This is a genomic window from Halorhodospira halochloris (assembly GCF_002356555.2).
GTDB lineage: Bacteria > Pseudomonadota > Gammaproteobacteria > Nitrococcales > Halorhodospiraceae > Halorhodospira > Halorhodospira halochloris.
In genome coordinates this window covers 673,252-699,930 of record NZ_AP017372.2, presented here as the reverse complement: position 1 = coordinate 699,930, position 26,679 = coordinate 673,252, and the positions used below count along the sequence as shown (strand labels likewise).

Here is a 26,679-nt window from a genome sequence, read left to right as displayed (position 1 = left end):
GCGATTGGTTGTTGACGTTAGCTGGGCCTCAACAACGAATGAAACCGCGAAAGCTACCTGAGAGCTTTCCTTGGTTTAATAGTGTCTAGATCATTGATAACCAAGAAGAAATAACAAAAAAGGGAGAATAAAAAATGATACATCAGCAATCACATCAATATAGCCTTCTAAAAAATAAAAAACACTGCCAACATAAAGCATTCAATGGAATCGTTAATAAAAAAGATTTCACAGAGATCTTACCTAACCAGGAGCTTGTTCAAGCTAACAAGAAACAATTTGCAAGATCAGAGGTAAGAAATTGGTTAACTACGGTCTCTAACCTCAACAACATAAAATGGGAATACTTCGTAACATTAACTTTCAGGAATGAGATTACATCCTACGAAGAGTCCAAGAATGTTGTTAGCAAATTCCTGAAGAACCTCAACAATGAAATCTTCGGCAAAAGATCTAAGAAAAGTCTTCAATGGTTGGTTTTTATAGAGAAGTCACAATATCATGGTTACCATGTTCATTTGATAATTGGGGATTTCTTTGAAAAATTATCTACGGATAGCCAAATAAGGAGATGCGGGAATGAAGAGTTGTTCAAATATATATTAGAAAAGACTTGGAACAATGTTGATCAAAGAACAGGGAAACCAGACTTCCACTCTTTTGAATCAAGCTTCCAGCATATATACAATGACGAGGCTCTTTACCAGTACTTAACGAAACAACTTGGTTCTGTTGGATCGGAGGTTTTCGCCTTCGATTTGATGAATCTTGATGGGAGGTATAACAAACTGATATGACTCTCTGGATGTGATGAAGTCAGGGACGACTTCTATTTTTTCGTAGGGAATGGATAGAGAAGACAAGAGCTGTGTTTAGCAGAGGGGTCGGTAGGGGTGCACTGCCTCCCCAACAATGAAGCCACAGAGAGCCGCACAGAGCTTCTGAGTAGATGATGAGGGTGAGATGCTAGGTTGTGTGTGAGCCTTCAATGCAAAGGTTGTGGTAAGCGGTTCGCCAAACATATCAAACCCCTCATCTTGGCTTATTAGAAGATGAGGGGTTTCTTTTAGTGGCCTCTTAGACGTCGAGATGTGATGCGACAGCATTGCACCTATCCCTTACATCATCATCTTGAAGATGAATATAACGCATAGTAGTTGTAATTTGTGTGTGGCCCAACATTCTCTGAAGCTCGGGAAGCTTGGCACCGTTTTTTAGCGCATGAGAAGCAAAACTATGCCTCAAGTCATGGACACGAATGCTTTTATCTAGTTCAGCTTTCCCAAGAACCCGTTTGAAAGGGTTATTGATGCAGCTATATGGTTTGTTTGTCCCTGGCTGCGGGAAAAGGAGATCTGTTCCGCTGTGTCTTGGTAAATTGCTCACAAGGCAAGCCGCATTATCTGATAACACGATCTGTCTCGCACCTGTCTTACCATCTGGCAAATACCATATTTTGTGCTCAAGATCGAAATCTTTGAATCTGGCATTCAAAACCTCCCCGCGTCTAGCTCCAGTTAATATGAGTAGCCTTAAAATATTGTATAGGTGCGGATGGCAATGATTTCTTGCGGTCCCTTCGCGAATTGTGTGGGTGACAGCAGCTTAAGACGAGGTAGTCAACGCTGGGTGTGATCCTATATGTTGTGCCTCGCCACACCATTTTTGCGAGGAGTTGCCATGGCTACTGAGCACGCCCTGTTCACCGCCGCGCTTGGGTTGAGTGCACCCTGGAAAGTCAGTGACATCCGCTTTGATGCGCAGGCCAAGCGCATCGACTTCGATATCACCTTCACCAGCGGCAGCCGCTTCGCCTGCCCGGCCTGTGGCGCCGAGGCTCAAGCAGTTCATGACACCCGTCAGCGTTCCTGGCAGCACCTGCATTTCTTCGAGCACCAGGCCTATATCCATGCCGCCGTGCCCAGGGTGCGATGTCAGGACTGCGGGAAGACCACTCAGGTCGAGGTGCCTTGGGCGCGTCCAGGCAGCGGGTTCTCGCAGTTGTTCGAGGCGATGGTCATTACCCTCTGCCAGCAGATGTCGGTCCAGAAGGTCGCTAACTACCTGGGTGTTGGTGATGACCCAATTTGGCGAATCCTCAACCACTACGTGGAAGCAGCCCGTGCTCAGGAGGACTTCAGCAACGTTCGCGCTGTCGGCATCGACGAGACGGCCTCGCGGCGCGGGCATAACTATATCACTGTCTTCCAGGACCTTGATGACCGACGCCTACTCTTTGCCTGCGAAGGGCGGAACCAGTCGACCATTGGGGCGTTTGTGGCGGATCTACACGATCACGGCGGCGATAGGGACTCTGTCGAGGCGGTATGCATCGATATGAGCAAGGCCTACATCGCCGGCGTGCAGCGGTATCTACCCGAGGCAGCGATTACCTTCGACGCCTTCCATGTGGTGCAGCTGGCTAATCAGGCAGTCGACGAGGTCCGCCGCGCCGAGGTGCGCCTGGAGCCTGCGCTCAAGCGCACTCGCTGGGTCTGGCTTAAGGATGCCTCGCGGCACACGCTCAAGCAGCTCACCGAACTGCATTACCTGTCACGGACGAGGCTGAAAACAGCCCGCGCCTGGCGGCTCAAGGAGGCACTGCGCGAAATACTGACCGGCAGTGGTGCTCGCAGAGAGGCTGAGCAAAACCTCAACGCCTGGTACAGTTGGGCTCGGCGCTGCCGGCTGGAGCCGTTCAAGCGCCTAGCGTTAACGCTCAAGGCTCACTGGCAGGGCATCCTCAACGCCTTTGACTCTCGCTTATCAAACGGCCCCGTCGAAAGCATGAACGGTCAGATTCAAGTTGCCAAGGGCCGTGCACGAGGATTTCGCACCACGAAGAATCTGATCTCCATCTGCTACCTGATCGCTGGCAAGCTCACCCATCTGCCTGCCTCACCCTATGGCACAATATGTAGATCGGCGGTTGCGTGAGTAGATGGGGGTGTCACCCACACAGATTGCGAAGGTGCCTTTCTTGCAGCCCTTAAAAGTTTTTCTATTTCCTCTTTTGAGAGAAGCCTCTCTTTTTTGTTGTCATCTTTCGGTTTTTTGACATCGCGCACCGGGTTTTGGGTAACTCCAGGCACTTGATCCTCTATGGCCTTTGTAAAGACGTTAGAAACAATTGCAATTGTTCTTTTAATTGATGATTCCTGGTACTCTTCACTCCTCATGTAATCGATGATATCTTGAATATCATTTTTACGAATGATCGCCATCTTCTTACTCCCGATTCGCGGAACAACGTGCCCCTTTAGTAATTTCTCCTCTGTTGCCCAGCTCTTCTTGTTTTTTCTTGAATGCGAAAGATATTGCTCGTAAAAATATTCCTCAAACGTGTAGCTCGATCTTTGTGTTGATCGCTCTTGCTGCGGATCCTCTCCTTTACGAACTCTTGACGCTATGTCCTGTGCGATACTCCGAGCATCATTTATTTTAACTTCGTTGTACTTACCGACTTTCAGATGACGGATTTTATTGTCTTCATCCCTGTATCGATAGTAATATGTTCCGGTGCCAGTCGCCCTAGCCTCCAGGAGAAGCCCAGAAACCTTTGTGTCTGACAGCCTTTGTGTCTGGTTCTTTTCTTTAGCTTTTTTGAATACCTTGCGGATATTTGCCTCAGTGAGTTTTGTTGCCATTTTTTCACCTCTGTTATACCTTATCTCACTATTCGCGAGATAAGTCTGAGGATATTTTACTGATGTCTGAGACATCACACAAGGTGTTTGAGATAGATTTAGAGGTTTTGGCCCTCGTAGCAGGTCTTCGTGCAGCCCGAGCTTTCCTGGGATTAAGTCAAAAAGACGTAAGCAATGGTAGCGGTATCTCGGTTCCTACATTGAACCGTCTGGAGCGATTGGAAACCTCTCCCCAGCACCGAACTGTGGTTAGATTAAAAACCTATTTTAACAATATCGGCGTAGAGTTGGTTTTAAACAAAAATGAAGGTTTTTATATTAAAATAAACCTTGCGGCTTTAGAATACTTAAAAGAACGATACGAAAAAGGGGAGCCAATAACTGCAAGAGGAGGTATGTTTAAAAGAAAATAGAATTTGAATTTTTTTGTTAAGCATAGGATAGGTTGATCGCGCCTAACTTTGGTTTTATTTTGCTAGCGAAAAATTGGCGCGATCTGAGGATTTCCTAGGATATACTCGATTTAGAATTAAAACCGAATATATCCTGTTATCTGACTCAAAAAATATGTATATGATAAGTAATGTCGCACTCGAAACGCACGCTGCCGTCTAAACCCTGATATGACGCGGCTTATCCCGAAATGGCAACTTCTCGTTGATTGAGCTGGTGATTGTGTTGGTGATTCTTGGTGTACTGGCGTCTCTGGCTGTACCGCAGTTCACGGGTCTACAGGATCAGGCGAGGGCAAGCGGGTTAGCAGCTTCATTATCTTCACTGGCTACTGAAGGGTATACCCGAGCACGCGTAAACAACGAAAGTTTCATGAACGCTGCTGACGATTGTGACGTTGTTACAGCATTAGGGAAAGACGATCTTGAAGACCTTTTTCTAGAGGAAGACGGTTCAGCTCCTGATTATTTAAGCAATTTTAGCATTGGAAATAGCTCTTTCAACGAAGCTAGCGCTAGATTTACTGTTACATGGTTCGACTCAACTGGTGATCCTGAAACAGGAACCAGAACCTGCTATATCGGGTACAACTAACGGACAGTCACTTTATACCTATATCCCCTGGGGGGTATCCTCGGGGGAATTGTTTGTTTAAAATCTGCACAGTCCTGATTAACCCAAACAGAAGATTTTTTAAAACTTAGACAACCTTTAAGCATCGATTGTGCAAACATTCTTGATTCATCATTTGGCTATTTAGCGAAATTCTGACCAGCTCCGCCGAAAATATTAAACTCAACCTTCTCCTTGATTCTGCTATCTTAAATTGCTTTAATAAATTATTCTCTCTGCTTGATTTTGCGCTCGTGCGTTAGCTATCTAAATCCAGCGTTACACAGATCCTCAAGAGTAAAAAGTAAACATACAGCAAACATTAATTAAACAACCCAGAAGCATACCAAAACAAAGGAGAAAAAACATATACAACTGAAGAATGGATACATACCCCTGAAAAGGCAGTAGATTTGGCAGATGCAGGCCTTCTGTATGGACAGATCTTATTTGATATATTTGACTACTGCCTTCAAAATAATATTGTAACAACAAATGCTGAGTTGACAAACTTGATTAGCGATGCGTACAAAGAGGTGCGTTTTTATGGTTCCTTGCAAGGTGATTATTAAGCTGATGAGACCAAACCACTAATTAGGCAATAAAAACCATTATGGCACCCTCGTGATCTTTTTGTAGGTAACCATGCCTTCTGCCCAGAGATATTAACATTCTGGCACGGAAAAATAGAACTTGGCATAACCCTGAAGGGGGCCTAAAACTTCCCCGTAGCCATTATCTGCCCCGATGTGGAGGTCTTGGCGCCAAGGATGGCGCCATGAAGCCTCCAGGGATGGATTCACGGCGTCCTCCACAGCGGGGCAGATAATGGCTACGGGGAAGTAGTTGGACGCCCCCCTCCTTCACCTAACCCCGCCTCTTCGGATAATCAAAACCCACCACCTCTGACCACTTTGGATCTACCTGCACCCAGCGATCACACCCAAACCGCACTGTAATAACCGCCGCTGTGGGCACCTTGGCTACTTGGAGAGAAAAAAGGCTACGTGCAGTCTCTTCTATCGCCGGGTTATGGCCGATCAGAGCAATCCTCTGGTAGGTATCCGGCTGATCTCGAATAATCTCCAGCCACTCGGCTGGTCCGGCGTTGTATAGCCTCTTATCAAGCACAATTAGCTGATCATCTAAGCCCATAGCTGCTGCCATTAAACGCGCGGTCTGCTGAGCCCTAACCGCCTCCGAGGTAACTATAAGTTGCGGAATAGCGCCGCGCTGGACTAGCCGCTGGGCCATCATCGGAGCAGCCTTCTCGCCGCGGGGGGCTAGCGGTCGCTCTTTGTCATTGAGGTGGGGATTGTACCAACTCGACTTGGCGTGACGGATGATCAGTAATTCTTTCATTGCCGGGTATTGACCTGCTTAACACCGCGCTGCAAATCCCAGCCCTGCAAAGGCTGCGGCCTGCCAATAAAGTAGCCTTGGGCGACGTCGCAACCCAGCTCCCTAACCATGTTAAGGGTTGACTCATCTTCAATGCCCTCGGCCACCACCTCCATGTTTAAATGCTTGGCGAGGTCGGCTACCGCACCGACGATCAATTGTCGTAGATATCGCAGCGGCAGATCCAGCACTTCTCTGCCTCTTCCCCCTTTAAAGGCTATTCCCTGCACATTGTTGAGGTCAAGCGCTCCGGCTACTCGTCTCTTCGACCACTGTCGCTGCGCACCAACCTTACCCTGCCGTAGCTACCCTTATCGAGCCAGTTGTCGAAGCCATGATAGAAGTCGATATACCACGCGCGGCTGGAATTATCGGCATAGGGCGAAGATGACCAAAAATTGGACGAAGGCGTATCGGGAAACGCGTTCTCGTCAATAGCCGGCTGATCGTCATCACCCTCACACGTCTCCCGGTCAAAGAAGCCCGCATCCGGGCGATGGATCAATCCCCTGTAACTGGGCTCACCGGAGGGACAGAAGACAATTTCTTTCAACTCTTCGATCTCAGGTAGGCGCCAATCATCGTAGCCGGCAAAACTATATCCCTCCTCGCCCCTGGCCTCATGCCAGGTGTAAATTTCTGCCTCTTGCTCACAGGCCCCATCACGCCATTTCTGCCCCAAAGAGCAACGCATCCACATCAGTCCGGTCTCTATATCAGTAACCGTGCCGTCGCGGTTGTCGCGATACCGGTTACCGTGGCCTATAAATGAATCAATCGCTTTTTGCGCATCTTGCTTATACTGGCAAACCAACCGTTCATCGCAGTCTGCTAGATAGCCCTCATAAGCCTCGAGGTTATCGGCCTCCTGCGCCTCGGACCAAAGGCGCTCATCCTCCTTTTTGGCCGCTGCCAACTCCTCTTCCAACTCTTCAATCGCTTCCTGGGCCTCCGCCTCATACTGGCAAACCAGCCGCTCCTCGCAGCCTGCTAAGTAGTCTTCATAAGACTCGAGGCTATCCACTTCCTGAGCCTCGGCCCACAAACGCTCGTCCTCGACTGCAGACAGTTCCTCCTCGAGCTCTTCAATCGCCTCCCGGGCATCCGCCTCATATTGACAGACCAGTCGCTGATCACAGCCTGCTAGGTAGTCTTTATAGGCCTCGAGGCTGTCCTCCTCCTGCGCCTCTGACCACAACCGCTCATCCTCTGCTGCAGAAAGCTCTTCTTCCAGCTCTTCGATGGCTTCTCGGGCCTGAGCCTCATACTGGCATGACGGCCGCCTGTTGCAGCCTGCTAGGTAGTCTTGATAAGCCTCGAGGCTATCCGCCTCTTGCGCCTCGAACCATAAACGCTCGTCCTCGGCTGCATACTGTTCTGTTTCGAGCTCCCCAATCGCTTCCCGGGCATCTGCCTCATGCTGGCAGACCGGTCGCTCCTCGCATCCTGCAAGGTAGTCCTCATAAGCCTCAAGGCTCCCTTTCTCCTGCGCCTTGGACCAAAGGCGCTCATCCTCAGTCAGGGCCTCTTTCCGGTCATGCAAGAGTGCCAGCGCCTCTTTGGCATCCGCCATATGCTCGCAAACCAACCGATCCTGGCATCCCTCAAGGTAGTCTGCGTAAGCCTCTTGAGTGTCTACTTCCTGCGCCTCGGACCACAGCCGTTCGTCCTCGGCAGCCGCTAGCTCTATCTCCTCCAGTTCCCCAACTGCTTGCCGGGCATCCGCCTCGTACCCGCAGATCCAACGCTCTTCGCAGTCAGACAGGTATTCCTCATAGGCCTCGATACTGTCCACCTCAAGCGCCTGATTCCATAGTCGCTCATCTTTTTCTCGGGAGTCGGAGTAGAGGTAGGAGCCAACACCACCAGCGGCAACGACGAGAACAGTAGCTGCTCCCAATCCCAAAAGGGGTTTAAGGTGTTTTTTGACAGCGCCTCCTAGCTGGCCTCGGCCTATCAATTATCTTGGCTCCTCTATGTTCTGATTTGCGGCTGTGGTTCGATACTTGCGTGCTTTTCGAGGAAAGTTGCTCCTTAGCAAAATCCGCGTAAACCCTCGCCCAATCGGGCGGGGATATAAGCGGGAACCGCGCAGCGGTTCTATTCAGGGGTGGCTTGGCTCTGCACATACTCACGCAAAGTCTCAATCGTTGCCCCGCCTGCGCTACAGGCAAAGTAGGAGCGCGACCAGATTGCTGCACTTTTGCTTTGGCGGGGTATATGGGTATTGAGTATGCGTATCCGGCGTGATGAGACTGACTTCAGGTTGTTTACCATGATGCTTACCGCCAGTTTCGCTGGATAGGCTATCAACAGATGAACATGATCCGCTTCACCGTCCATTTCCAGCAAGTTACATTCCAGTTTTTCACAAGCAGACTCAAACGCTTCGCTCAGCTGCTCAATCATATAACCATCGAACAGTTTTCGCCGGTATACTTGGTGGTAAAGACCAGATGTACAACCAGCTTGGTGACGCTGTGGCGTTTTCGGAGGTAATCTGATAGCAACTCTTTATGATATGCACTTACTTGAAATATGACCTTGATGGCTTATAATTATTGAATTATATCAATGAGCACTGAAATGTTAAAGGCTACGAAAGTACGCATTTATCCAACACCTGAGCAGGCGGAGTTTTTAAACCGCCAGTTCGGTGCTGTGCGCTTTGCGTACAACAAGGCTCTGCATATCATCAGTAGCCAGTACAAGCGTCATGGCCTGAAATTGAATGCCAAGAAAGAGCTCAAGCCCTTGCTGGCTGTGGCGAAAAAGTCCCGCAAGTATCATTGGCTCAATGATTTTGATTCAATTGCACTCCAGCAAGCCTGTATCAATCTTTATCAGGCTTTTCAGCGTTTTTTCGATCCGAAGCTTGCCTCCCGTTGTCCCAAGTTCAAACGTAAACAAGGCAAGCAATCGAGCTATCACTGCATGAGTGTTGGCTGTGGTGATGACTGGATCAAAGTACCCAAGCTAGAGCCAATCAAAGCGCGGATTCATCGCAAGCTTGAAGGCAAGCTGAAAAGCATCACCCTATCCCGTAACAGGCGAATACTATGCCTCACTGCTGCATGACGATGGGCAAGAAGCCCCTACACCCATCCAAAGCCTGAATGAAGATAAAGTGCTCGGATTGGATATGGGTTTAACACACCTAGCCATTGATTCAAGCGGAACGAAAGAGCCGAATCCACGCTTTTTAAAGAAAGCCAGTGCCAATCTGCGCCGTAAGCAAAAAGCTGTATCACGCTGCAAAAAAGGCAGTAAAAGGCGGGCAAAAGCCCGACTTAAGCTCGCTAAGGCGCATCAGCGTCTGGCAAATGCTCGTGCTGATTTCCAGCACAAGCTATCTCGACAACTTATTGACGAAAACCAAGCGGTGATTGTCGAGACACTGAAAGTCAAAAACATGCTGAAGAACAAGAAATTGTCCAAGCACATTGCCGATGCCAGTTGGTCAGGCGTAATCGAAAAGCTGGAGTACAAAGCCAAAGCGCAAGGTAAGCATCTGATCAAAATTGATCAGTGGCTTGCCAGCTCCAAGACCTGTTCTTGCTGTGGACACAAGCTGGAAGAGTTGTCGCTGAAAGTCCGTGAATGGCAGTGTCCAGCTTGTTCAGTCAGGCATGATCGAGACATCGATGCAGCCTTGAATATCAAGGCACAAGGTATTTTGAAATTAAAGGCCGCAGGACTGTCGGTCTCTGCCAATGGAGGCAAGCGTAAGACGAGTCACGCACTCGCCGCTGCCTGAGAAGTTGGAAGCCTCGCCCGTGGCGCTTGAGCGCTTAGGGCGGGGAGCAGTCACTTCAACCAATTACTGGTCCCTTCGCGAATTGTGTGGGTGACAGCAGCTTAAGACGAGGTAGTCAACGCTGGGTGTGATCCTATATGTTGTGCCTCGCCACACCATTTTTGCGAGGAGTTGCCATGGCTACTGAGCACGCCCTGTTCACCGCCGCGCTTGGGTTGAGTGCACCCTGGAAAGTCAGTGACATCCGCTTTGATGCGCAGGCCAAGCGCATCGACTTCGATATCACCTTCACCAGCGGCAGCCGCTTCGCCTGCCCGGCCTGTGGCGCCGAGGCTCAAGCAGTTCATGACACCCGTCAGCGTTCCTGGCAGCACCTGCATTTCTTCGAGCACCAGGCCTATATCCATGCCGCCGTGCCCAGGGTGCGATGTCAGGACTGCGGGAAGACCACTCAGGTCGAGGTGCCTTGGGCGCGTCCAGGCAGCGGGTTCTCGCAGTTGTTCGAGGCGATGGTCATTACCCTCTGCCAGCAGATGTCGGTCCAGAAGGTCGCTAACTACCTGGGTGTTGGTGATGACCCAATTTGGCGAATCCTCAACCACTACGTGGAAGCAGCCCGTGCTCAGGAGGACTTCAGCAACGTTCGCGCTGTCGGCATCGACGAGACGGCCTCGCGGCGCGGGCATAACTATATCACTGTCTTCCAGGACCTTGATGACCGACGCCTACTCTTTGCCTGCGAAGGGCGGAACCAGTCGACCATTGGGGCGTTTGTGGCGGATCTACACGATCACGGCGGCGATAGGGACTCTGTCGAGGCGGTATGCATCGATATGAGCAAGGCCTACATCGCCGGCGTGCAGCGGTATCTACCCGAGGCAGCGATTACCTTCGACGCCTTCCATGTGGTGCAGCTGGCTAATCAGGCAGTCGACGAGGTCCGCCGCGCCGAGGTGCGCCTGGAGCCTGCGCTCAAGCGCACTCGCTGGGTCTGGCTTAAGGATGCCTCGCGGCACACGCTCAAGCAGCTCACCGAACTGCATTACCTGTCACGGACGAGGCTGAAAACAGCCCGCGCCTGGCGGCTCAAGGAGGCACTGCGCGAAATACTGACCGGCAGTGGTGCTCGCAGAGAGGCTGAGCAAAACCTCAACGCCTGGTACAGTTGGGCTCGGCGCTGCCGGCTGGAGCCGTTCAAGCGCCTAGCGTTAACGCTCAAGGCTCACTGGCAGGGCATCCTCAACGCCTTTGACTCTCGCTTATCAAACGGCCCCGTCGAAAGCATGAACGGTCAGATTCAAGTTGCCAAGGGCCGTGCACGAGGATTTCGCACCACGAAGAATCTGATCTCCATCTGCTACCTGATCGCTGGCAAGCTCACCCATCTGCCTGCCTCACCCTATGGCACAATATGTAGATCGGCGGTTGCGTGAGTAGATGGGGGTGTCACCCACACAGATTGCGAAGGTGCCCAATTACTGAGTGGCCTCACCATATAGCCGCGTCAAGCCGCGCGCGAGAGCGGCTCTACCCATCCCTTCAACTTCTTGCCGCCAGCTGTTGTTCCTGAACCTTGCGACTCAACCAGCATTCACACTGATCGAGCGTCGCGGCGTGGGCTGCGTACTGGTAACCACTGAGCTGCGCTAGCTCATCCGGATAGATGTCGTACAGATGTACTCTTAGACTGTTGTGGCGCCTTCCCTGGCGCCACGATCTTTGAGCTAGTATTGATGTATGCCCGTAGCGGCGGTTATGGGGGCCACCAGCTAGCCTGGCACGATAGTTTAGCGTCTTACATATTGCCATTGGGATTGACTGTCACCATTTTCCATCATGGCTTCTACACAGTCTAACCACTCCGAATTTTCCCAATAATTGCCCTCTATATTAGATATGATTGTAAAGTCTTCAGCGCCATAACGGCCCGATACGTGTAAGTCACCCGTGATAACGCTACCGTCAACAAAAAAATCTGCTGGGGTTATAGCTCCAGCACCTTTTATCGAGACATCACCTACAACACAAATCTTTCCGCCTACATTACTTGCTGGAGCTCCCTGCAACGTCAGTTCATCATCAGGATCTAACCAACAATCATCAATATCACCTCGCTGGCTAGGGCCTATTTTGTCGTTTTTTGTCTCACATTTTGAATCTTGTCTTAAGTTTTCTAATTTGCCGGCCTCACTGATTGGCCGCCCTATCTTATGCACAGCCGCTGCCTCACTAGGCCGAGCCCCACCTGACCAGCCAACCCATACCTCTGAGTAACCCTCACGGGGATCTTTTTCCCTACCGAAACCCCATGTCCCTTGCTCGTCTCTGTAGCCAACTTTGATGCCCTCAATATCTACGTTGTTTTCTGCACGGTTATGTCTTTCATCCAGTCTGTCTAATTCGCTCTCACTAATATCGCTTTTTATCAAAAGTCGAGCACTCTCCGTAGCATATAAGGCACGGTCAGAGTGACTGTCAGTGCTAGAGACTAGTGATGTTGATGAGGCAATGTGGGCAACCCCAACGGCTGCTACCGAGGCAACAACCAACCCTGCCAGGGCAACCAACAGCACGCCTCCTGACTGCCTGCCACTCAAGGGGTTATCCCATGATTTTGACTCACTATCAGCGCGAATAAACATAGGTTGTCACCTCTCTATCTTCAGAATCCGTTCGATCGATACTTATCCGAATCCTGAAGAGTCTGCTAGGGTCAGCTTCACTACTTATACATTCAAACACAGGGCTACCACTCTCCGGCCAGAAAATGGGATCGTCGTCCAATCTAAGCGCCCCATCGTTAATTGTTATATTTTTGTCTTCTCCCAGTTTAACGCTATCACCGTTATCAGTAACGCTATCGCCGTTATCACAACTTATACCGTGCTGCCTTACTTCCCTGGCTATCCGACTCAGGGCAAAGACCATATCTGCTTCGTCGCCATATGCTTCGCGAGTATCAAACCATGTGCTGATCATCTGGCCTAAGGGGCGGGCAGCAGCAGCCGAGACTATGCCGAGAATAATCAGCACTAGCACCATCTCAATAAGTGTAAAACCGCTCCACTTTTGCCGTCTCTTGCTCACAGGAGCCACCTCAAAAAATTACATTATTCTTCGTCATCACTTATAGGAACATGAATTACTATTCTACTCTCCCCGCCAATTGTAAATTTGCACACAGGCAGTTCATCACTCTCATCACTCTCAGGTAATAGATAAATGAGACTTGCTTTACAGCTTACTTGATTATAAGTGCCATCACACTGATCTATGTCACATGCATCATCGCCGCAATTTTCTCTTGTTATCTCCCCCTCCTCCTCGTCGTCGTCGTCGTAGTCATACTTCGCAATAATAGCCTCAGCGCAGCTATGCCGGTCTAGATGGTCTTGCGCGCCACCAATCCCATCCATGGATAGCAGAATCCGCATACTAGTTCCGAAAGCCAATACCGTTATGGATATCACTACCAGAGTGACAATCAATTCAATCAACGTGAAGCCGTACTTCCTTTGAGCGCCTATACGGTAAAAATTTGCCATGGCATCTCCTTTATGCTGCCCCCCCTAGAGAACCTCTAAAGCTCTCAACCGGAGCCACTCAACTGACTCGGCGTGAGGTTCTTGGCGCCAGACATGATGCCAAGAAACCTCCAGGGATGGATTTACGGCGTCCTCCATACCGGGGCTATTAACTGGCTCCTGGGAGAGTTATATGTTCCGCTCAGTTGCATGGCCCCCTCCGAATCAACCCGGTTGAAGAGTAGACGCAAACAGGCCTATCTTTTATTGAGAATTCATAATTGTCTTCTGACTCTCCGGAGAGGCTCCCATCGGGATAATCAAAAGTTATCTCCTGCGCACTGCTAGGCACTTGCACTCTAAGTCCTTCAAGCTGGTGCTTGGCGATATTTCGTGAACCATCGTTTGCGTTTTGAGCCTCCCACCCACTGCACTCGTTTCCATTACAGCCGGTGAACACAAACAAAGCCCCAGCATCGCCGCCAGTCTGAGCCAAAGCATGGCTCCTTGCTATACGCAGATGGCTAATGAGCCTGTCCCGCTCCTGCTCTGCCTGAATATCGCTATCCTTGCCGAAGATGCCCGCCATGAACGGAACAGAGATGGCTGCAAGCACCCCAATGACTACCATTACCATGATCAGTTCAATGAGGGTGAGTCCACGCTGCTTGTAGGCGGGTGAAGTCACCATGCGCCAAGCCTCTTATCCAGCCCAATATGAACAGAAAAGGCTAGACCCACTCAGGGGCCTAGCCTTACCAGATATAACACATTTTGGAGGGAAATTCCCTCCCTGCTTTATCTGCCTTAGACGCTGTAGTACATATCGAACTCAACCGGGTGAGTTGTCATGCGCAGCTGAGTTACCTCTTCCATCTTGAGTTCGATGTAGGCGTCGATCAGATCATCCGACATCACCCCGCCCTGCTTGAGGAACTCGCGGTCGTTATCCAGCCCCTCGAGGGCCTCATCGAGTTGGAAGGCGACCTTGGGAATCTCCTTCTCCTCCTCAGGTGGCAGGTCGTAGAGGTCTTTGTCCATCGCCTCACCAGGGTGGATCTTGTTGCGGATGCCGTCGAGGCCGGCCATTAACATCGCGGTAAAGGCGAAGTAAGGATTGCCGGTTGAGTCGGGGAAGCGCACCTCAATCCGCCGCCCTTTGGGGTTAGCGACGTACGGCACCCGGATTGATGCCGAGCGGTTACGGGCCGAGTAGGCGAGCAGCACCGGGGCCTCAAAGCCTGGCACCAGGCGCTTATAGCTGTTGGTCGAGGCGTTGGCGAAGGCGTTGATCGCCTTGGCGTGCTTGAGGATGCCGCCGATATAGAATAGCGCCTCCTCGGAGAGCCCAGCGTAGCCGTCGCCGCTGAATACGTTGTTGCCGCCCTTGGCGATCGACTGGTGGACGTGCATGCCGTTACCGTTATCGCCGACCAGCGGCTTGGGCATAAAGGTTGCGGTCTTGCCGTAGGCGTGCGCGACATTCTTGACGCAGTATTTCAAGGTCTGCAGGTCATCGGCGCGCTTGACCAGGGTGTTGGCACCGGTACCGATCTCACACTGCCCGCCGGTGGCCACCTCGTGGTGGTGGACCTCGGTAACCAGCCCCATCTCCTCCATAGCCAGGCACATGGCACTGCGGATATTGTGCAGCGAATCGACCGGCGGGACTGGAAAGTAACCACCCTTCACTCCGGGGCGGTGACCGATGTTGCCGTCTTTGTAGACCCGCTCGGAATTCCACCCCGCCTCAGCCGAATCTACCTCGTAGAAAGCCCCGCCCATGCTAGAGCCCCAGCGTACATCGTCGAGCACAAAGAATTCTGGTTCGGGGCCGAACAGCGCGGTATCGCCAATGCCGGTTGAGGCCAGATAGGCCTCGGCGCGCTTGGCCGCCGAGCGCGGATCGCGCCCATAACCCTGAAGGGTGCTCGGCTCCAGGATGTCACAGACGAGGTTGAGGGTCGGCTCATCGGTAAACGGGTCGAGCACAGCCGATTCCGGGTCGGGCAGCATAATCATATCCGACTCTTGGATCCCCTTCCAGCCCTGGATGGATGAGCCGTCGAACATCTTGCCGTCTTCAAAAAGATCCTCCTCGACCTGACCTGTCGGCAGAGAGACGTGCATCTCCTTACCGCGGGTATCAGTGAAGCGCAGGTCGACAAACTTCACGCCCTCGTCCTTGATCATCTTCATTACTTCTTGTGCGCTTTTAGCCATAGTGCTGCCTCCGATTGGGTAATTTCGTGTCCCCGCTCTTAGGGGGGTCGCCCTGTAATAAAGCAAGGGCCGTGCCAAAACTGCACGCAGGCTTGGTTAGGGGCGCCAATCGGCTCGAAGGCTTTGTTAAAGACTTCCCTCCCCTGCCTTACTAACCTTGAGATTTATCGCTTATGCACGCATTTTGTGCAGCAGCTCGCCACTCTCCCCGTTTTGGTGCACAGTTATGGTGCGCACAACCATGGAACATAGCAGTTACCTCAACTCACGCAACTGCTCTTGCATCTCGAGCAGATCCTGACCCATGATCCCCATCATCTCGACATCCGAACGCGCAATAACATCCGGGCAGGTCTGCCGCAGGGCAGTGCGCATCCGCCCCTGACGGACATTCTTCTCTATCAGGCGGCGATCGAGCGCGGTTATGGTCTCCTGCTTTTGCTCAAAATCCATATCTGCGGCGCTCTCAAAATAATCGCAGTACTCCTGCGCCAAGCCGTCAACATCTGGCTCAGAACAGCCCGTTAACGCCACAATGCATAGCGCAAACGCCGCTAGCAGGCAAAGTGGGCTGTTAGTTCTGCACCTCATCCGCTCCGCGATTAGCAAGTTCATCAACCCTCTCATTCTCCTCATGCCCAGAGTGGCCCCTAACCCAGCGCCACTCGACTTTATGGTAATCGGCCAGCTCATCGAGACGCTGCCATAGATCCTTATTCTTGACCGGTTTGCGCGCGGAAGTAACCCAGCCGCGCCGCTTCCAGCCCGCCATCCACTCGGTTATGCCCTTACGGACGTACTCCGAGTCGGTGGTCAACACCACCTGACACGGCCTGCTGAGCTCTTCTAAGGCCCGGATTGCCGCGGTCAGCTCCATGCGGTTATTAGTAGTCTGCCGTTCACCACCCCACAGTTCGCGCTCATACCCCTTATAGCGCAGCAGCACTCCCCAACCCCCGGGGCCTGGGTTGCCGCGGCAGGCGCCGTCCGTGAAAGCCTCAACCATATCGCCCTCTCCTGTTTCCTGCTCACCCATTAAACCAACCCTGTCGACCTGAGGCAGGCTGAGCTGCTCCCGGCTCTTGCCTGCCGCGAGCCAGTCGCGAACTCACCAGACCGCTCAACCCCGCCGGTGTACGCCGCCGAGCCGCCACCATTTGGACCGCCGCGTTAGCCCGCCCCGCCCCCAAGCGCCTCACCCAGCTCTCCCAGCAATCGAAGCGTTGCTGAACGCTGCTGCGCTGCACAGGCAGACGGTGGCAGATGAACTGCACAGTAATATCGGCAAAACCGATTTGACGCAGGCGCATAGCGATGGCCGTAGCCAACCACTGCCGCCCGCACCACGGTGGCTCTGCACCTCGCCAGTGGCCGATCAACCGCGCCACCCCCCACGGTCCCAGCGGATTGAAGCTCAACACCAGCAATTTGCCCTCCGGACGCAGAACTTGATGCGCCTCATGCAGCACTGCTTGCGGCTCTTCGACGAGCTCCAGCACATGCCTAAGGATCAGGCAATCGAGTGATTGCGCCTGAAATGGCAGTCGACTAGGGTCGAATATCAGGTCACCAGCTTCGCCACCCTGCCACTGGCGCAGTGTAGGCGCCACACTAAGGCCATCATTCAGATCCCCAATACAAACCGCATAACCGATGCGCAGTGCTGATAACTCAGCACTCAGGGCAGCTCGTTCGGCTTCAGCCACCCGACAGCCGAGGGGAGTCTGATACCACTGCCGTAGCATGTGCATGGATTTGCCGTTTGCTAGCATTGTTCGCTCAACAAAGGTGAGGAAAAAGAAATCCTATTCCACTAAATTTTATACGCGTCATTAAAGCTTTACGCCATCCATTTGACTTATGTAGAATCCGGAAATATGCTGAGAGTAGAGTCAGTAAGCGCACTAAATGATAACTATATCTGGATCGTCTCAGGCGATGGCGATCAGTCTCGGGTATTGGTAGTAGACCCTGGCGAAGCGCAGCCGGTCAATGAGTGGCTGAACAAGCATGGTGCAACCATATCAGCACTGCTGCTGACCCACCACCATCCTGATCACACCGCGGCTGCCGTAGAGCTCGCCGGTACTGGCCGAACACCGATATACGGACCCGGCGCAGAGGGCATCAGGGGGGTCAATCATCCCCTACATGGCGGTGAGCAGATCACCCTTGACGGCTTTCCGGGTATTGATGTGATACCTGTCCCTGGCCACACCAAGGGCCATGTTGCTTATTACGTCGACGGCTGCCTGTTTAGCGGCGATGCCCTGTTCGCCGGCGGCTGTGGCCGGCTGTTTGAGGGCAGCGCCGAGCAGATGCATGAGTCGCTGCAAAGGTTAGCGACCCTGCCAGACTCGACGCTGCTTTACTGCGGCCACGAGTATACCGTCAAGAATCTGGAGTTTGCCCACAGGGTTGAGCCTGATAACCAGCAAATCGCCAAACGATTAGAGCAAATGCGCGCCCTACGTGGGAAGTCGCAGCCAACTCTGCCGAGTTCGCTTGGGGAGGAGAAGCAAAGCAATCCTTTTCTACGCACACACGAAGCTAGCGTAGTTGAGTCAGCCGAGCGCTGGGCCGGGGGCAAGCTAACCACCAAGACTGAGGTCTTCGCCACGCTGCGGCACTGGAAAGATCGCGGCTAAAATCGCGGAACCAAAAGAACAAACTTATGAAACGGACTGCATTGGGGGCACTTGTAACCATAACCATGGCTGGCTGCGCCAGTTTTGAGTCATATGAGATAACCCATGACTTCAAGCCTCCTGAGCAGGACAGCACAGCGCAGCCAGACTGGATAACTCAGCTAGATCAGGAGAGTATAGATCTGGCCTTGGGGCCGCCGTTCGACTTGGTCCCCGAGTTCGATTATCAACCCGGGCATTACTCATCAACTGTCCCCGATTACCCGATGGATATTTGGCAGCGACTGCGCGAGGGTTTCCAACTGGAGGCCGAGAACAATAGTCGCATTGAGCAGCAAAAACAGCTCTTTAAAGGCAGAAACAGCTATTTCAATGCCTTAGCCCGGCGCGCCGAACCTTATCTTTACTATATCCTTGATGAGATCGAGGAGCGCGACATGCCGACCGAGGTTGTAGCCTTGGCCGTGGTGGAGAGCGCTTTTCAGCCCTTTGCCTACTCCCATGGACGGGCGGCGGGGGTGTGGCAGTTCATTCCGAGCACAGGGCGCATCTTCGGCCTGGAGATGAACTACTGGTACGATGGTCGGCGTGACATAGTCGCCTCGACTGAGGCAGCCTTGGATTACCTCGATCGCCTCGCCGAGACTTTCGATGGCGACTGGTTGCTTGCGATGGCCGCATACAACGCCGGCCAAGGCAACGTGCGAGCGGCCCAGCAACGCGCTCGGGCTGCGGGCAAGGAACCAAGCTACTGGAACCTCCAGCTGCCCAGCGAGACAATGGCCTATGTGCCGCGCATACTTGCTATCCGTGACATTATTCAGGAGCCAGAGGAATACCAGGTCAGCCTACCCCCAATCACCAACGAACAGCGCATCCGCATAGTCGAAGCCGACCATCAGATAGACCTTGCACTCGCGGCCGAATGGGCTGATATATCAATCGATAGGCTCTATCTGCTCAACCCCGGTTACAATCGTTGGGCTACGGCTCCAGAGGGGCCACACCGGCTAGTCCTGCCAAAAGAAGAGGCGGACAGATTGGAGGCGGAGCTAGCCAAGATGGATCGCGATGAGCTCGTTGAGTGGCGCCGCCACGAGGTCAGCTCAGGCGAGACCCTGAGCCATATCGCCCGCCAGTACAATATCAATGTCGATCTTATTCAGGAGATCAACGGGCTTCACGATCACTCCTTACGCACAGGTGACACCCTCTATGTGCCCGTATCAAGCCGGCCACCAAGTGAGTACTCGCTCAGCGCTGCCAATCGCCTGCGCGCCCTGCAGCAGCGTAACCGAGCCGGTGAAAGGCGTGAGCATATCGTTCAACCCGGCGAAACACTCTGGGACATATCCAGAAGCTACAATGTTAGTGTTCGCCAACTCGCCTCCTGGAACGGGATGGCCCCAGGGGACACGCTGCGCCCCAACCAGAAGCTGGTGGTATGGGTTGATGGCGAAGCGATTCAGGCTGGCGCTGATTCACCCAGTCAGCGCAAGCAGACAATAACCTACACTGTTCGCCGCGGGGATTCGCTTGCCCGTATTGCGCAGCGCTTTAACGTTCGGGTCAGCGATATCAAAAGGACCAACGATATCGCCGAGGGGAGCTACTTACAGCCGGGCCAACGCCTCAGGATAGAGGTTGACGTGACTCAGCAGGGGGCAAACCTATAAGGCACAAAAGACAGTGCCTGATAGGCGTCAATCACCTCTGCTCTTCTGACTCACAATGCTCGGGGAGGGTGATGTTGAGCTCGAGGACTTCGTGAGAGCCTTCCCTCTCGACTTCCACTCTTACCGCATCAGGGTCGACTGTCACATAGCGGCGCACCACCTGTAGTAACTCCTCGCGCAGCATAGGCAAATAATCTGGGCCGCCCCTCTCGGCACGCTCATGCGAGACTATTATCTGCAGTCTCTCTTTAGCTAAGCTGGCGCTGCCCTGGCGAGATTTACGCTCACGAAAATACTTTCCAATTACCATCTTGCTGTCACCCCCCAAACATCCGGCCGAACAAGCCCTTGCGTTCTGCATTGATAAACCTGTGCGGACGCTCCTCGCCTTGGTAGCGCGCCACCGCATCTAAATAAGCTTGGCCGGCATCGGTCTCCTGTTCCAGTATGACCGGCAACCCCGAATTAGATGCATTCAGCACATCTTCCGACTCGGGGATGACCCCCAACAGGTCGATGGCTAGTATCTCGCAAACATCATCAACGCTGAGCATATCCCCCTTCTTGACCCTGTGCGGGTCGTAACGGCTGAGCAGCAGATGCTCTTTCACCGGCTCTCTACCCTGTTCAGCGCGCAGAGTGCGGCTTGCCAGCAGGCCCAGAACTCGATCTGAATCCCGCACCGAGGAGACTTCGGGGTTGGTTACTACGAGGGCATCATCGGCGTGATAAGCAGCAAGGTGTGAGCCACGTTCGATCCCTGCGGGCGAATCACAGATTATGTAGTCGTAATCCTCACGCAACTCATTGAGCACTTGTTCGACACCCTCTTCCGTCAAGGCGTCTTTATCTCTCGTCTGCGAGGCCGGCAGTATGAAGAGATTGTCGAGCCGCTTATCCTTGATCAGGGCCTGATGGAGCCGCGCATCGCCGGTGATGACGTTAATAAAGTCAAACACCACACGCCGCTCGCAGCCCATAACCAGATCCAGGTTGCGCAGCCCGACATCGAAATCTATAACTACTGTTTTAAAGCCCGACTTCGCCAGTCCTGCTGCGAACGAGGCGGCCGTTGTCGTCTTACCGACGCCCCCCTTGCCTGATGTGACAACAACTATCCTAGCCACCGGTATCTCCCCACTCTTTAAATAGATTTGCCAAAAGGCTCAATTCGCAAAGAACCTGATTCATCGAGACTGATCTGCGCTGGTTTACCTCTAACATCGGCCTCAAAGCGCTCACTGACTTGATAATTGCCCGCCACAGAGACGAGTTCAGCATCCAAGGATGTGCAGAAAATGCGCGCCTGCGTATCACCTTGCACGCCCGCTAGGGCACGTCCGCGCAATGCGCCGTATATGTGCACATCGCCGTCAGCAAGGATCTCTGCACCTGTGCCCACTGCCCCAAGGACGATTATATCCCTCCCCCGGGCGTAAACTTGCTGACCTGAGCGCACCGGGTGATCAATCACCCGCGGCGCTAAACCACGCCGATTGTGATCAGCCTCCTCACTCCCACTCCCGGCAGCACTCGGCTCAGCAGCTTTGTGGCCATCCGCCGCGCTCGGCACGGCCTGCTTATCGTGACTGGGCTCGCGCTGGTTCCCCGGAGCTTGGGACACGCGCCTTGGCGACTCCGCCTCAGCGCCAAGGATCCCCAACCCTACCGCACGTGCCACACCTTCATCTACCCCTGCACCACGCACGGCAACCGGTACCACGCCCATTTCGCGCATAAGCACAACCAAACGCTGTAAGCCTATGTCGCGCTCTGTCACCCCGTCGGCAAGCTCAATCAGCATAGGAGCGCCTTTGAGCAGATTGGGAGCCTCCTGCAATTTCTGCTCCAGCGCACTGACCAGGGCATCAAGATCGGTAGTCTGTACCCTAACCACAGTAAGGGTAGCCATTCTACCCTTAAGCTCAAGGGGCGGACTTGAGCAGCCATCATCCTCCGGCGTGGTGGCCATTATACCGTCTCCTTATTCGGTAAGCAGGCTGTTTACGCGTTTTACATAGGCTGCTGGATCCTCGAGCTGACCCCCCTCGGCTAACAGGGACTGCTCGTAGAGGGTCAAGGCCCAATCCTGTAAGCGCTGTTCAGCCTCGTTGTCCAGCCTCTTAATCAGCTGATGGTCGGGGTTGATCTCCAAGGCCGGCTTACCCGCCGGGAAGTTGTGGCCAGCGGCTTGCAGCAAGCGCTGCATGCCGACACCAAAATCATACTCGCCGACCACCAGGCAAGCCGGTGAATCAGTTAAGCGGTGACTTACTCGAACTTCACTGACCTTATCATTGAGCTTCTCCTGCAGGCGAGAGCAAAGATCCTTATACGCCTGTTCCTTCTCTTCGCGCTGAGCCTTCTCCTGCTCGGCCTGCTCGCCGGTTAACTGGTCCAAGTCCAGCTCCCCTTTGGCGATTGATACCAGCTGCTTGCCCTCATACTCGTTCAGGTGAGCAACCAACCACTCATCAACCGGGTCGGGCAGTAGCAAGACCTCAATCCCGTGGCGGCGAAACACCTCCAAGTGCGGGCTATTGCGCGCCGCATTGAAGCTCTCTGCGGTGACATAGTATATCTTATTCTGGCCCTCATTCATGCGCCCGATGTAGTCATCTAGACTCACATCTGGCGTCTCTTTCTCTTCATAGGTGGAGCTAAAGCGCAGCAGCTTGGCGATTTTCTCGCGGTTGCCGTGATCTTCAGCAATGCCCTCCTTGAGCACGCGGCCGAATGACTCCCAAAATTCGGCATACATCTGCGGCTCGTTCTTCGCCATCCGCTCAAGGCGATCAAGTATCCGCTTCACAGAAGCCGAACGGATGGATGAGATCATCGGGTTGTGCTGAAGCATCTCGCGCGAGATGTTCAACGGCAGGTCGTCGGAGTCGACAACTCCGCGGACAAAGCGCAGATAGCGTGGCAGCAGGTGCTCGGTATCTTCGGTAATAAAGACCCGCCGCACATATAGCTTGACCCCGTGAGCCGGCTTTTGCTCGAACAGATCGAATGGCGGCCGCTTAGGAATGTAGAGCAGCGAAACATATGATTGACGACCTTCAACATGGTTATGCAACCACGTCAGCGGCTCTTCAAAGTCGTGAGCGACGTGTTTGTAAAGCTCTTTATACTCCTCGTCCGAGATCTCCGACTTTGGCCGCATCCATAGCGCTGAGGCACGGTTGACCACCTCCCACTGCGGCGTCTGTTCCTGTTCCTCTTCGCCCTGCTCTGCGCCTTTCTCCTCGCTTTGTTGCGGTGCGGAACCCGACTGAGCCGGCATCTCGATAGGAACTGATATGTGGTCTGAATACTTGCGGATTATATGGCGCAGCCGCATACCATCGCAGAACTCTTCTTGCTCTTGCGGTAAGTGGAGGACCACGGCAGTGCCGCGTTGGCTGCGCTCAATCGTCTCAATGGTATAAGCGCCCTTGCCCTCGGAACTCCAATGGACTCCATACTGCGGCTCAACCCCGGCCTTACGGCTGAAGACCTCAACCTTATCGGCAACCACAAAGGCTGAATAGAAGCCGACACCAAACTGACCGATAAGCTGGGCATCCTTTTGCTGATCGCCGGTCATCTGCTCAAGGAAGCGCTTGGTCCCGGAGTGGGCGATAGTGCCTAAGTTCTCGACTACATCATCGCGATCCATGCCGATGCCGTTATCTGTTATGGTTACGGTGCGCTGCTCAGCATCGAAATCAACCCTGATCTTAAGCTCGGGGTCGTCCTCAAAAAGAGATTCCTGTTTGAGCGCCTCAAACCGCAATTTATCAATGGCATCGGAGGCATTGGAGATGAGCTCGCGCAGGAACACCTCGCGATTGGAGTAAACCGAGTGGATCATCAGGTTCAGTAACTGCTGCACTTCGGCCTGAAATTCCAGGGTTTGGGTATCGGTTCCTGAGCTCATAGCTAGTTACGCCTCCTGTTGTCATGACTTGTTCTTGACTGTTGCGTTGGTTTGCGCGGCGACGCTGTATAGGTGGGATCTAGCCATGGTTATTTCAAGGGGTTATCAGTCACGTGGCTTCGCTGTTGCTTGTTCAGCCTCTAGCAACCACCCCTTAAGGGCTGCCCACTCTCCCGCGCTGGATCCGCCGCAATAGCCACCCCTGCCTTGCGCCGCTACTACACGGTGGCACGGAACGAGGAGCGGCAAAGGATTCGCGCGGCAGCCGGCTCCCACCGCACGGGGCGCTGTTGCCAGCGCGCTGGCTAAGCGCGAATAAGTTAGCGTCTGGCCCGGCTGGGTGGCCACAAGGGCGCTGCGCAGGCGTTGCTGAAAGTCTGAAGCTGCCGGGGCCAAAGGTAGCCGGTCTAGCTCTGTTGGACTATTTGGCCAAGCTGCGAGCCAGTCAATGCCCAGCTGCACAACCTGGGCCTGGGCAGCAGATAGATTGGCAAACCCCTTTTGCAGCGGCGCATCCTGGCGTAATCCACCGCTCCCAAGTTCCACCCGCGCAATGCGGGCACTACCATCGATAGTAAGGTAGAGCGCTTCGAGAGGCGCATGGCCAAGGCACGAATGGTGCAGATAAGGATAAATATCCAGCCTTACCCCCTGCCTAGCCCCCATTCGGGACTTTAGAACAGGTCTGGCGACTGCTGCTGCTCATCTTTGCCATCGGCGTCATTGGCAGGCCCCCTCTCCTTAGGCGAGCCAATAGCCAGTTCGCGGCCCGCGATAAAGTCGCCGGTCACCATCTCCTTATAACTGCTGCCAGGACCAACCATAGGATAGACGCCGGCATCCGGATCTATCATCACCTCAAGGAAAGCCGGCCCAGGATACGCCAACATATCGCGCAAGGCACCTTCCACCTCTGCCTTGTCTGTCACGCGGCGGGCAAACTCATAGCCATCGGCCTCGGCAGCCTTGATGAAGTCTTTACGCCGCAGAGACTTGTCAGAGGCAGAGAAACGGTCGCCAAAATAGAGTTTCTGCCACTGCCTGACCATGCCGTCACCGCAGTTGTTAAGCAGCAGAACCTTAACCGGCAAACCATAGGTCGTCGCCGTCTCCAGCTCACCGAGGTTCATGCGCAAAGAGCCATCACCATCGATGTTGACGACAGTCTTGTCGGGGTTGCCGATAATGGCCCCGACTGCGGCAGGCAAACCGAAGCCCATAGTCCCGAGCCCACCGGATGTCAACCACTGGCGTGGCTGACGAAAATCGCAGTACTGGGCGGCCCACATCTGGTGCTGACCGACACCGGTTGCGACTATGGCCTCACCGCGAGTCATTTCGTTGAGTTTCTCTATCACGTAGTGAGGCTGTATCAGCTCGCTGTGGCGGTCATAATCCATCGGGTGGCGCTCGCGCAAGCCGCGCACGTGATTGATCCAAGCATCAAAATCCGCCTCAAAGCCCATGGATTCGCCATAGCGCAGTAGCTGGCGCAGGCTCTTGGCCGCCTCGCCGACGTGGGCCCAATCAACGCCTTTAACCTTACCTATCTCGGCGGCATCAATATCGATATGGGCAATCTGTTCAGCTAATGGGGCAAACTCCTCGACCTTGCCGGCGACGCGATCGTCAAACCGCGCCCCTACAGCAATCAGGAAATCGCAGTCTTCAACCGCGTAGTTGGCATAAGCGGTACCGTGCATGCCGAGCATGCCCAGGTAGAGATCATCGGTGGTATCCATAGCACCCAAGCCCATCAGGGTGCTGACTACAGGAATCTTATAGGTGTGGGCAAAGTCACGCAGATCCTGCGCTGCTTCGCCAATCACCGCGCCGCCTCCGACATAGAGCAATGGCCGGCGGGAGCGCTGCAGCATCTCGAAGAAACTCCGACACTTGCGATCCGATAGCTTGGCTGCACGCAGGGTTTCGAGGCGCTGGCGATAACCGCGGATATCCAGGTAGCCCTCGCCGCGAAACTCGCCAAACCAATTCTGGACGTTTTTGGGAACATCAATCACCACCGGCCCCGGCCGCCCCGAACGAGCAACCTCAAACGCCGTACGGACAGTAGCCTCAAGCTTCTCCGGGTCGGTGACCAGGAAGACGTGCTTGGCGCAGCTGCCCATAATATTGACGATCGGCGCCTCCTGAAAGGCATCAGTACCCATGGCGTGCGTCGGCACCTGACCGGTGATGGCAACAACCGGGACAGAATCTGCCATACAATCGCGTATCGGGGTGACAGTATTGGTCGCCCCTGGCCCCGATGTCACTAGAAAACAGCCCACCTTGCCGGTAGAGCGCGCATAGCCCGCGGCCATAAAACCAGCCCCCTGCTCATTGGCGGGCACTACGAGGCGCATCGGGTCGTCTAGGTCGCCGGTCGAATCAGGGCTGCGCAACCTCTGGTTATAGCGAAATACCGCGTCGTAAGTAGGCAGCACGGCGCCGCCACTGTAACCGAAAATGGTGTCAACCCCTTCTTGAGCAAGCACCTCGATGATCATCTCGGCACCGCTCATCGTCTTGCCGGCCAGTGGATGCTGAGGACTCGTAGTTTCGGATTGCGGGCTAGCTGTTGCTGTGTCCATAAAATCTCTCGGCTCAATGCCAGTTGGTGGTTGCTATCGAGAACTATCTAAGTGAGAACTACTAAATGCCTATCGCGCCATGTTAGTCGGCTATCATACTAACTTTTGCAGATATATTGCCAGGGGAGCTTTAAAAAGTTGATATAAACCCCATCTATGTAACCAGGATGAAAACGAGATTCTCAGTCCCCCGCTTGGGTGCCTCTAATGACCCCCCTGCGC

The 26,679-nt window shown here is 53.5% G+C and carries 28 protein-coding genes and 2 pseudogenes; 9 read left to right on the top strand and 21 right to left on the bottom strand.

All coding sequences use genetic code 11. The features are described from left to right. Positions 1-134 precede the first annotated feature (134 nt). The gene (locus HH1059_RS03365; protein WP_096408295.1) at positions 135-797 is read left to right on the top strand and encodes a rolling circle replication-associated protein; all 663 of its coding nucleotides are present in this window, start codon (positions 135-137) and stop codon (positions 795-797) included. A gap of 280 nt (positions 798-1,077) precedes the next feature. Here the strand turns inward: HH1059_RS03365 and HH1059_RS14055 are convergent, their stop codons facing one another. Next, positions 1,078-1,539 carry a tyrosine-type recombinase/integrase gene (locus HH1059_RS14055; RefSeq protein ID WP_420809696.1) on the bottom strand — a complete coding sequence of 154 codons (462 nt, stop codon included), beginning with the start codon at positions 1,537-1,539 and terminating at the stop codon, positions 1,078-1,080. Positions 1,540-1,680: 141 nt separating this feature from the next. On the opposite strand from HH1059_RS14055, the gene HH1059_RS03355 reads away from it, so the two are divergent. Further along, a complete protein-coding gene (locus HH1059_RS03355) occupies positions 1,681-2,937 on the top strand; it encodes an ISL3 family transposase (RefSeq protein ID WP_096407577.1) in 1,257 nt (418 codons plus the stop codon). Here HH1059_RS03355 and HH1059_RS03350 read toward each other — a convergent pair. Beyond that, a complete protein-coding gene (locus HH1059_RS03350) occupies positions 2,904-3,647 on the bottom strand; it encodes an integrase arm-type DNA-binding domain-containing protein (protein ID WP_162549335.1) in 744 nt (247 codons plus the stop codon). The two genes, HH1059_RS03355 and HH1059_RS03350, sit on opposite strands and share 34 nt — an antisense overlap. 62 nt (positions 3,648-3,709) lie before the next feature. Here HH1059_RS03350 and HH1059_RS03345 point away from each other — a divergent pair, with 62 nt between their 5' ends. Beyond that, positions 3,710-4,060: a helix-turn-helix domain-containing protein gene (locus HH1059_RS03345; protein ID WP_096408287.1), complete on the top strand. Its 351-nt coding sequence runs from the start codon at positions 3,710-3,712 to the stop codon at positions 4,058-4,060. A 241-nt stretch (positions 4,061-4,301) separates the two neighbouring features. Further along, a pseudogene (locus HH1059_RS13905) lies at positions 4,302-4,694 on the top strand (type II secretion system protein); the annotation flags it as partial. 885 nt (positions 4,695-5,579) lie between these two features. Here HH1059_RS13905 and HH1059_RS03335 read toward each other — a convergent pair. From HH1059_RS03335 to tnpA, 4 genes and pseudogenes are all read right to left on the bottom strand, one after another. Beyond that, positions 5,580-6,074 (bottom strand): SixA phosphatase family protein, encoded by a 495-nt coding sequence (locus tag HH1059_RS03335; protein ID WP_096408282.1) that lies wholly within the window; start codon positions 6,072-6,074, stop codon positions 5,580-5,582. Beyond that, positions 6,071-6,304: an EAL domain-containing protein gene (locus HH1059_RS03330; RefSeq protein ID WP_231902008.1), complete on the bottom strand. Its 234-nt coding sequence runs from the start codon at positions 6,302-6,304 to the stop codon at positions 6,071-6,073. Before HH1059_RS03330 ends, HH1059_RS03335 begins: the two co-directional genes overlap by 4 nt. A 62-nt stretch (positions 6,305-6,366) precedes the next feature. Further along, entirely contained in the window at positions 6,367-8,073 is a 1,707-nt protein-coding gene (locus HH1059_RS03325; RefSeq protein WP_096408277.1) for an Lcl C-terminal domain-containing protein, read from the bottom strand. Between the two features lie 140 nt (positions 8,074-8,213). After that, positions 8,214-8,653, bottom strand: a pseudogene (tnpA, locus tag HH1059_RS03320) (IS200/IS605 family transposase). Positions 8,654-8,687: 34 nt separating this feature from the next. On the opposite strand from tnpA, the gene HH1059_RS13765 reads away from it, so the two are divergent. The 3 genes from HH1059_RS13765 to HH1059_RS03310 all read left to right on the top strand — a co-directional run bounded on the left by HH1059_RS13765 (position 8,688) and on the right by HH1059_RS03310 (position 11,303). Next, complete coding sequence (locus HH1059_RS13765; protein ID WP_231902007.1) at positions 8,688-9,191, top strand: RNA-guided endonuclease InsQ/TnpB family protein; 504 nt, start codon at positions 8,688-8,690, stop codon at positions 9,189-9,191. After that, positions 9,181-9,870 (top strand): RNA-guided endonuclease InsQ/TnpB family protein, encoded by a 690-nt coding sequence (locus HH1059_RS13760; protein WP_338033913.1) that lies wholly within the window; start codon positions 9,181-9,183, stop codon positions 9,868-9,870. Before HH1059_RS13765 ends, HH1059_RS13760 begins: the two co-directional genes overlap by 11 nt. A gap of 176 nt (positions 9,871-10,046) precedes the next feature. Further along, complete coding sequence (locus tag HH1059_RS03310; RefSeq protein WP_096407577.1) at positions 10,047-11,303, top strand: ISL3 family transposase; 1,257 nt, start codon at positions 10,047-10,049, stop codon at positions 11,301-11,303. Positions 11,304-11,409: 106 nt separating this feature from the next. Here HH1059_RS03310 and HH1059_RS13150 read toward each other — a convergent pair whose 3' ends face one another. From HH1059_RS13150 to HH1059_RS03270, 9 genes are all read right to left on the bottom strand, one after another. Beyond that, entirely contained in the window at positions 11,410-11,679 is a 270-nt protein-coding gene (locus HH1059_RS13150) for a hypothetical protein (protein WP_162549333.1), read from the bottom strand. Continuing rightward, positions 11,658-12,512, bottom strand: a complete 855-nt coding sequence (locus HH1059_RS03305; protein WP_096408274.1) for a hypothetical protein — start codon at positions 12,510-12,512, stop codon at positions 11,658-11,660. Before HH1059_RS03305 ends, HH1059_RS13150 begins: the two co-directional genes overlap by 22 nt. After that, on the bottom strand, positions 12,496-12,957 hold the full coding sequence (locus HH1059_RS03300; protein WP_096408271.1) for a PulJ/GspJ family protein: 462 nt from the start codon (positions 12,955-12,957) through the stop codon (positions 12,496-12,498). Before HH1059_RS03300 ends, HH1059_RS03305 begins: the two co-directional genes overlap by 17 nt. Before the next feature lie 23 nt (positions 12,958-12,980). After that, positions 12,981-13,415, bottom strand: coding sequence for a type IV pilus modification PilV family protein (locus tag HH1059_RS03295; protein ID WP_096408269.1), 435 nt, complete (start codon positions 13,413-13,415; stop codon positions 12,981-12,983). Between the two features lie 181 nt (positions 13,416-13,596). Continuing rightward, positions 13,597-14,085 carry a prepilin-type N-terminal cleavage/methylation domain-containing protein gene (locus tag HH1059_RS03290; protein WP_096408266.1) on the bottom strand — a complete coding sequence of 163 codons (489 nt, stop codon included), beginning with the start codon at positions 14,083-14,085 and terminating at the stop codon, positions 13,597-13,599. 116 nt (positions 14,086-14,201) lie between these two features. Continuing rightward, the gene (gene glnA, locus HH1059_RS03285) at positions 14,202-15,617 is read right to left on the bottom strand and encodes a glutamate--ammonia ligase (RefSeq protein ID WP_096408264.1); all 1,416 of its coding nucleotides are present in this window, start codon (positions 15,615-15,617) and stop codon (positions 14,202-14,204) included. A 255-nt stretch (positions 15,618-15,872) separates the two neighbouring features. After that, positions 15,873-16,232 (bottom strand): hypothetical protein, encoded by a 360-nt coding sequence (locus tag HH1059_RS03280; RefSeq protein WP_162549332.1) that lies wholly within the window; start codon positions 16,230-16,232, stop codon positions 15,873-15,875. Then, a complete protein-coding gene (rnhA, locus tag HH1059_RS03275) occupies positions 16,192-16,653 on the bottom strand; it encodes a ribonuclease HI (RefSeq protein WP_096408259.1) in 462 nt (153 codons plus the stop codon). Before rnhA ends, HH1059_RS03280 begins: the two co-directional genes overlap by 41 nt. Next, a complete protein-coding gene (locus HH1059_RS03270) occupies positions 16,646-17,389 on the bottom strand; it encodes a class I SAM-dependent methyltransferase (protein ID WP_096408256.1) in 744 nt (247 codons plus the stop codon). Before HH1059_RS03270 ends, rnhA begins: the two co-directional genes overlap by 8 nt. 105 nt (positions 17,390-17,494) lie before the next feature. Here HH1059_RS03270 and gloB point away from each other — a divergent pair, with 105 nt between their 5' ends. Continuing rightward, on the top strand, positions 17,495-18,265 hold the full coding sequence (gene gloB / locus HH1059_RS03265) for a hydroxyacylglutathione hydrolase (protein WP_096408254.1): 771 nt from the start codon (positions 17,495-17,497) through the stop codon (positions 18,263-18,265). Between the two features lie 26 nt (positions 18,266-18,291). Continuing rightward, positions 18,292-19,941 (top strand): LysM peptidoglycan-binding domain-containing protein, encoded by a 1,650-nt coding sequence (locus tag HH1059_RS03260; RefSeq protein ID WP_096408252.1) that lies wholly within the window; start codon positions 18,292-18,294, stop codon positions 19,939-19,941. A gap of 31 nt (positions 19,942-19,972) precedes the next feature. On the opposite strand, the gene minE is transcribed toward HH1059_RS03260, so the two are convergent. The 6 genes from minE to ilvB form a co-directional block, all read right to left on the bottom strand. Further along, positions 19,973-20,251: a cell division topological specificity factor MinE gene (gene minE, locus HH1059_RS03255; RefSeq protein WP_096410307.1), complete on the bottom strand. Its 279-nt coding sequence runs from the start codon at positions 20,249-20,251 to the stop codon at positions 19,973-19,975. Positions 20,252-20,258: 7 nt separating this feature from the next. Next, on the bottom strand, positions 20,259-21,068 hold the full coding sequence (gene minD, locus HH1059_RS03250; RefSeq protein WP_096408249.1) for a septum site-determining protein MinD: 810 nt from the start codon (positions 21,066-21,068) through the stop codon (positions 20,259-20,261). A 17-nt stretch (positions 21,069-21,085) separates the two neighbouring features. Continuing rightward, a complete protein-coding gene (minC, locus tag HH1059_RS03245; protein ID WP_096408247.1) occupies positions 21,086-21,913 on the bottom strand; it encodes a septum site-determining protein MinC in 828 nt (275 codons plus the stop codon). Between the two features lie 12 nt (positions 21,914-21,925). After that, positions 21,926-23,863 (bottom strand): molecular chaperone HtpG, encoded by a 1,938-nt coding sequence (htpG, locus tag HH1059_RS03240; protein WP_096408244.1) that lies wholly within the window; start codon positions 23,861-23,863, stop codon positions 21,926-21,928. 105 nt (positions 23,864-23,968) lie between these two features. Next, a complete protein-coding gene (locus HH1059_RS03235; RefSeq protein ID WP_096408242.1) occupies positions 23,969-24,529 on the bottom strand; it encodes a methylated-DNA--[protein]-cysteine S-methyltransferase in 561 nt (186 codons plus the stop codon). Between the two features lie 8 nt (positions 24,530-24,537). Beyond that, positions 24,538-26,457, bottom strand: coding sequence for a biosynthetic-type acetolactate synthase large subunit (gene ilvB / locus HH1059_RS03230; protein ID WP_096408239.1), 1,920 nt, complete (start codon positions 26,455-26,457; stop codon positions 24,538-24,540). Between the last annotated feature and the right edge of the window lie 222 nt (positions 26,458-26,679).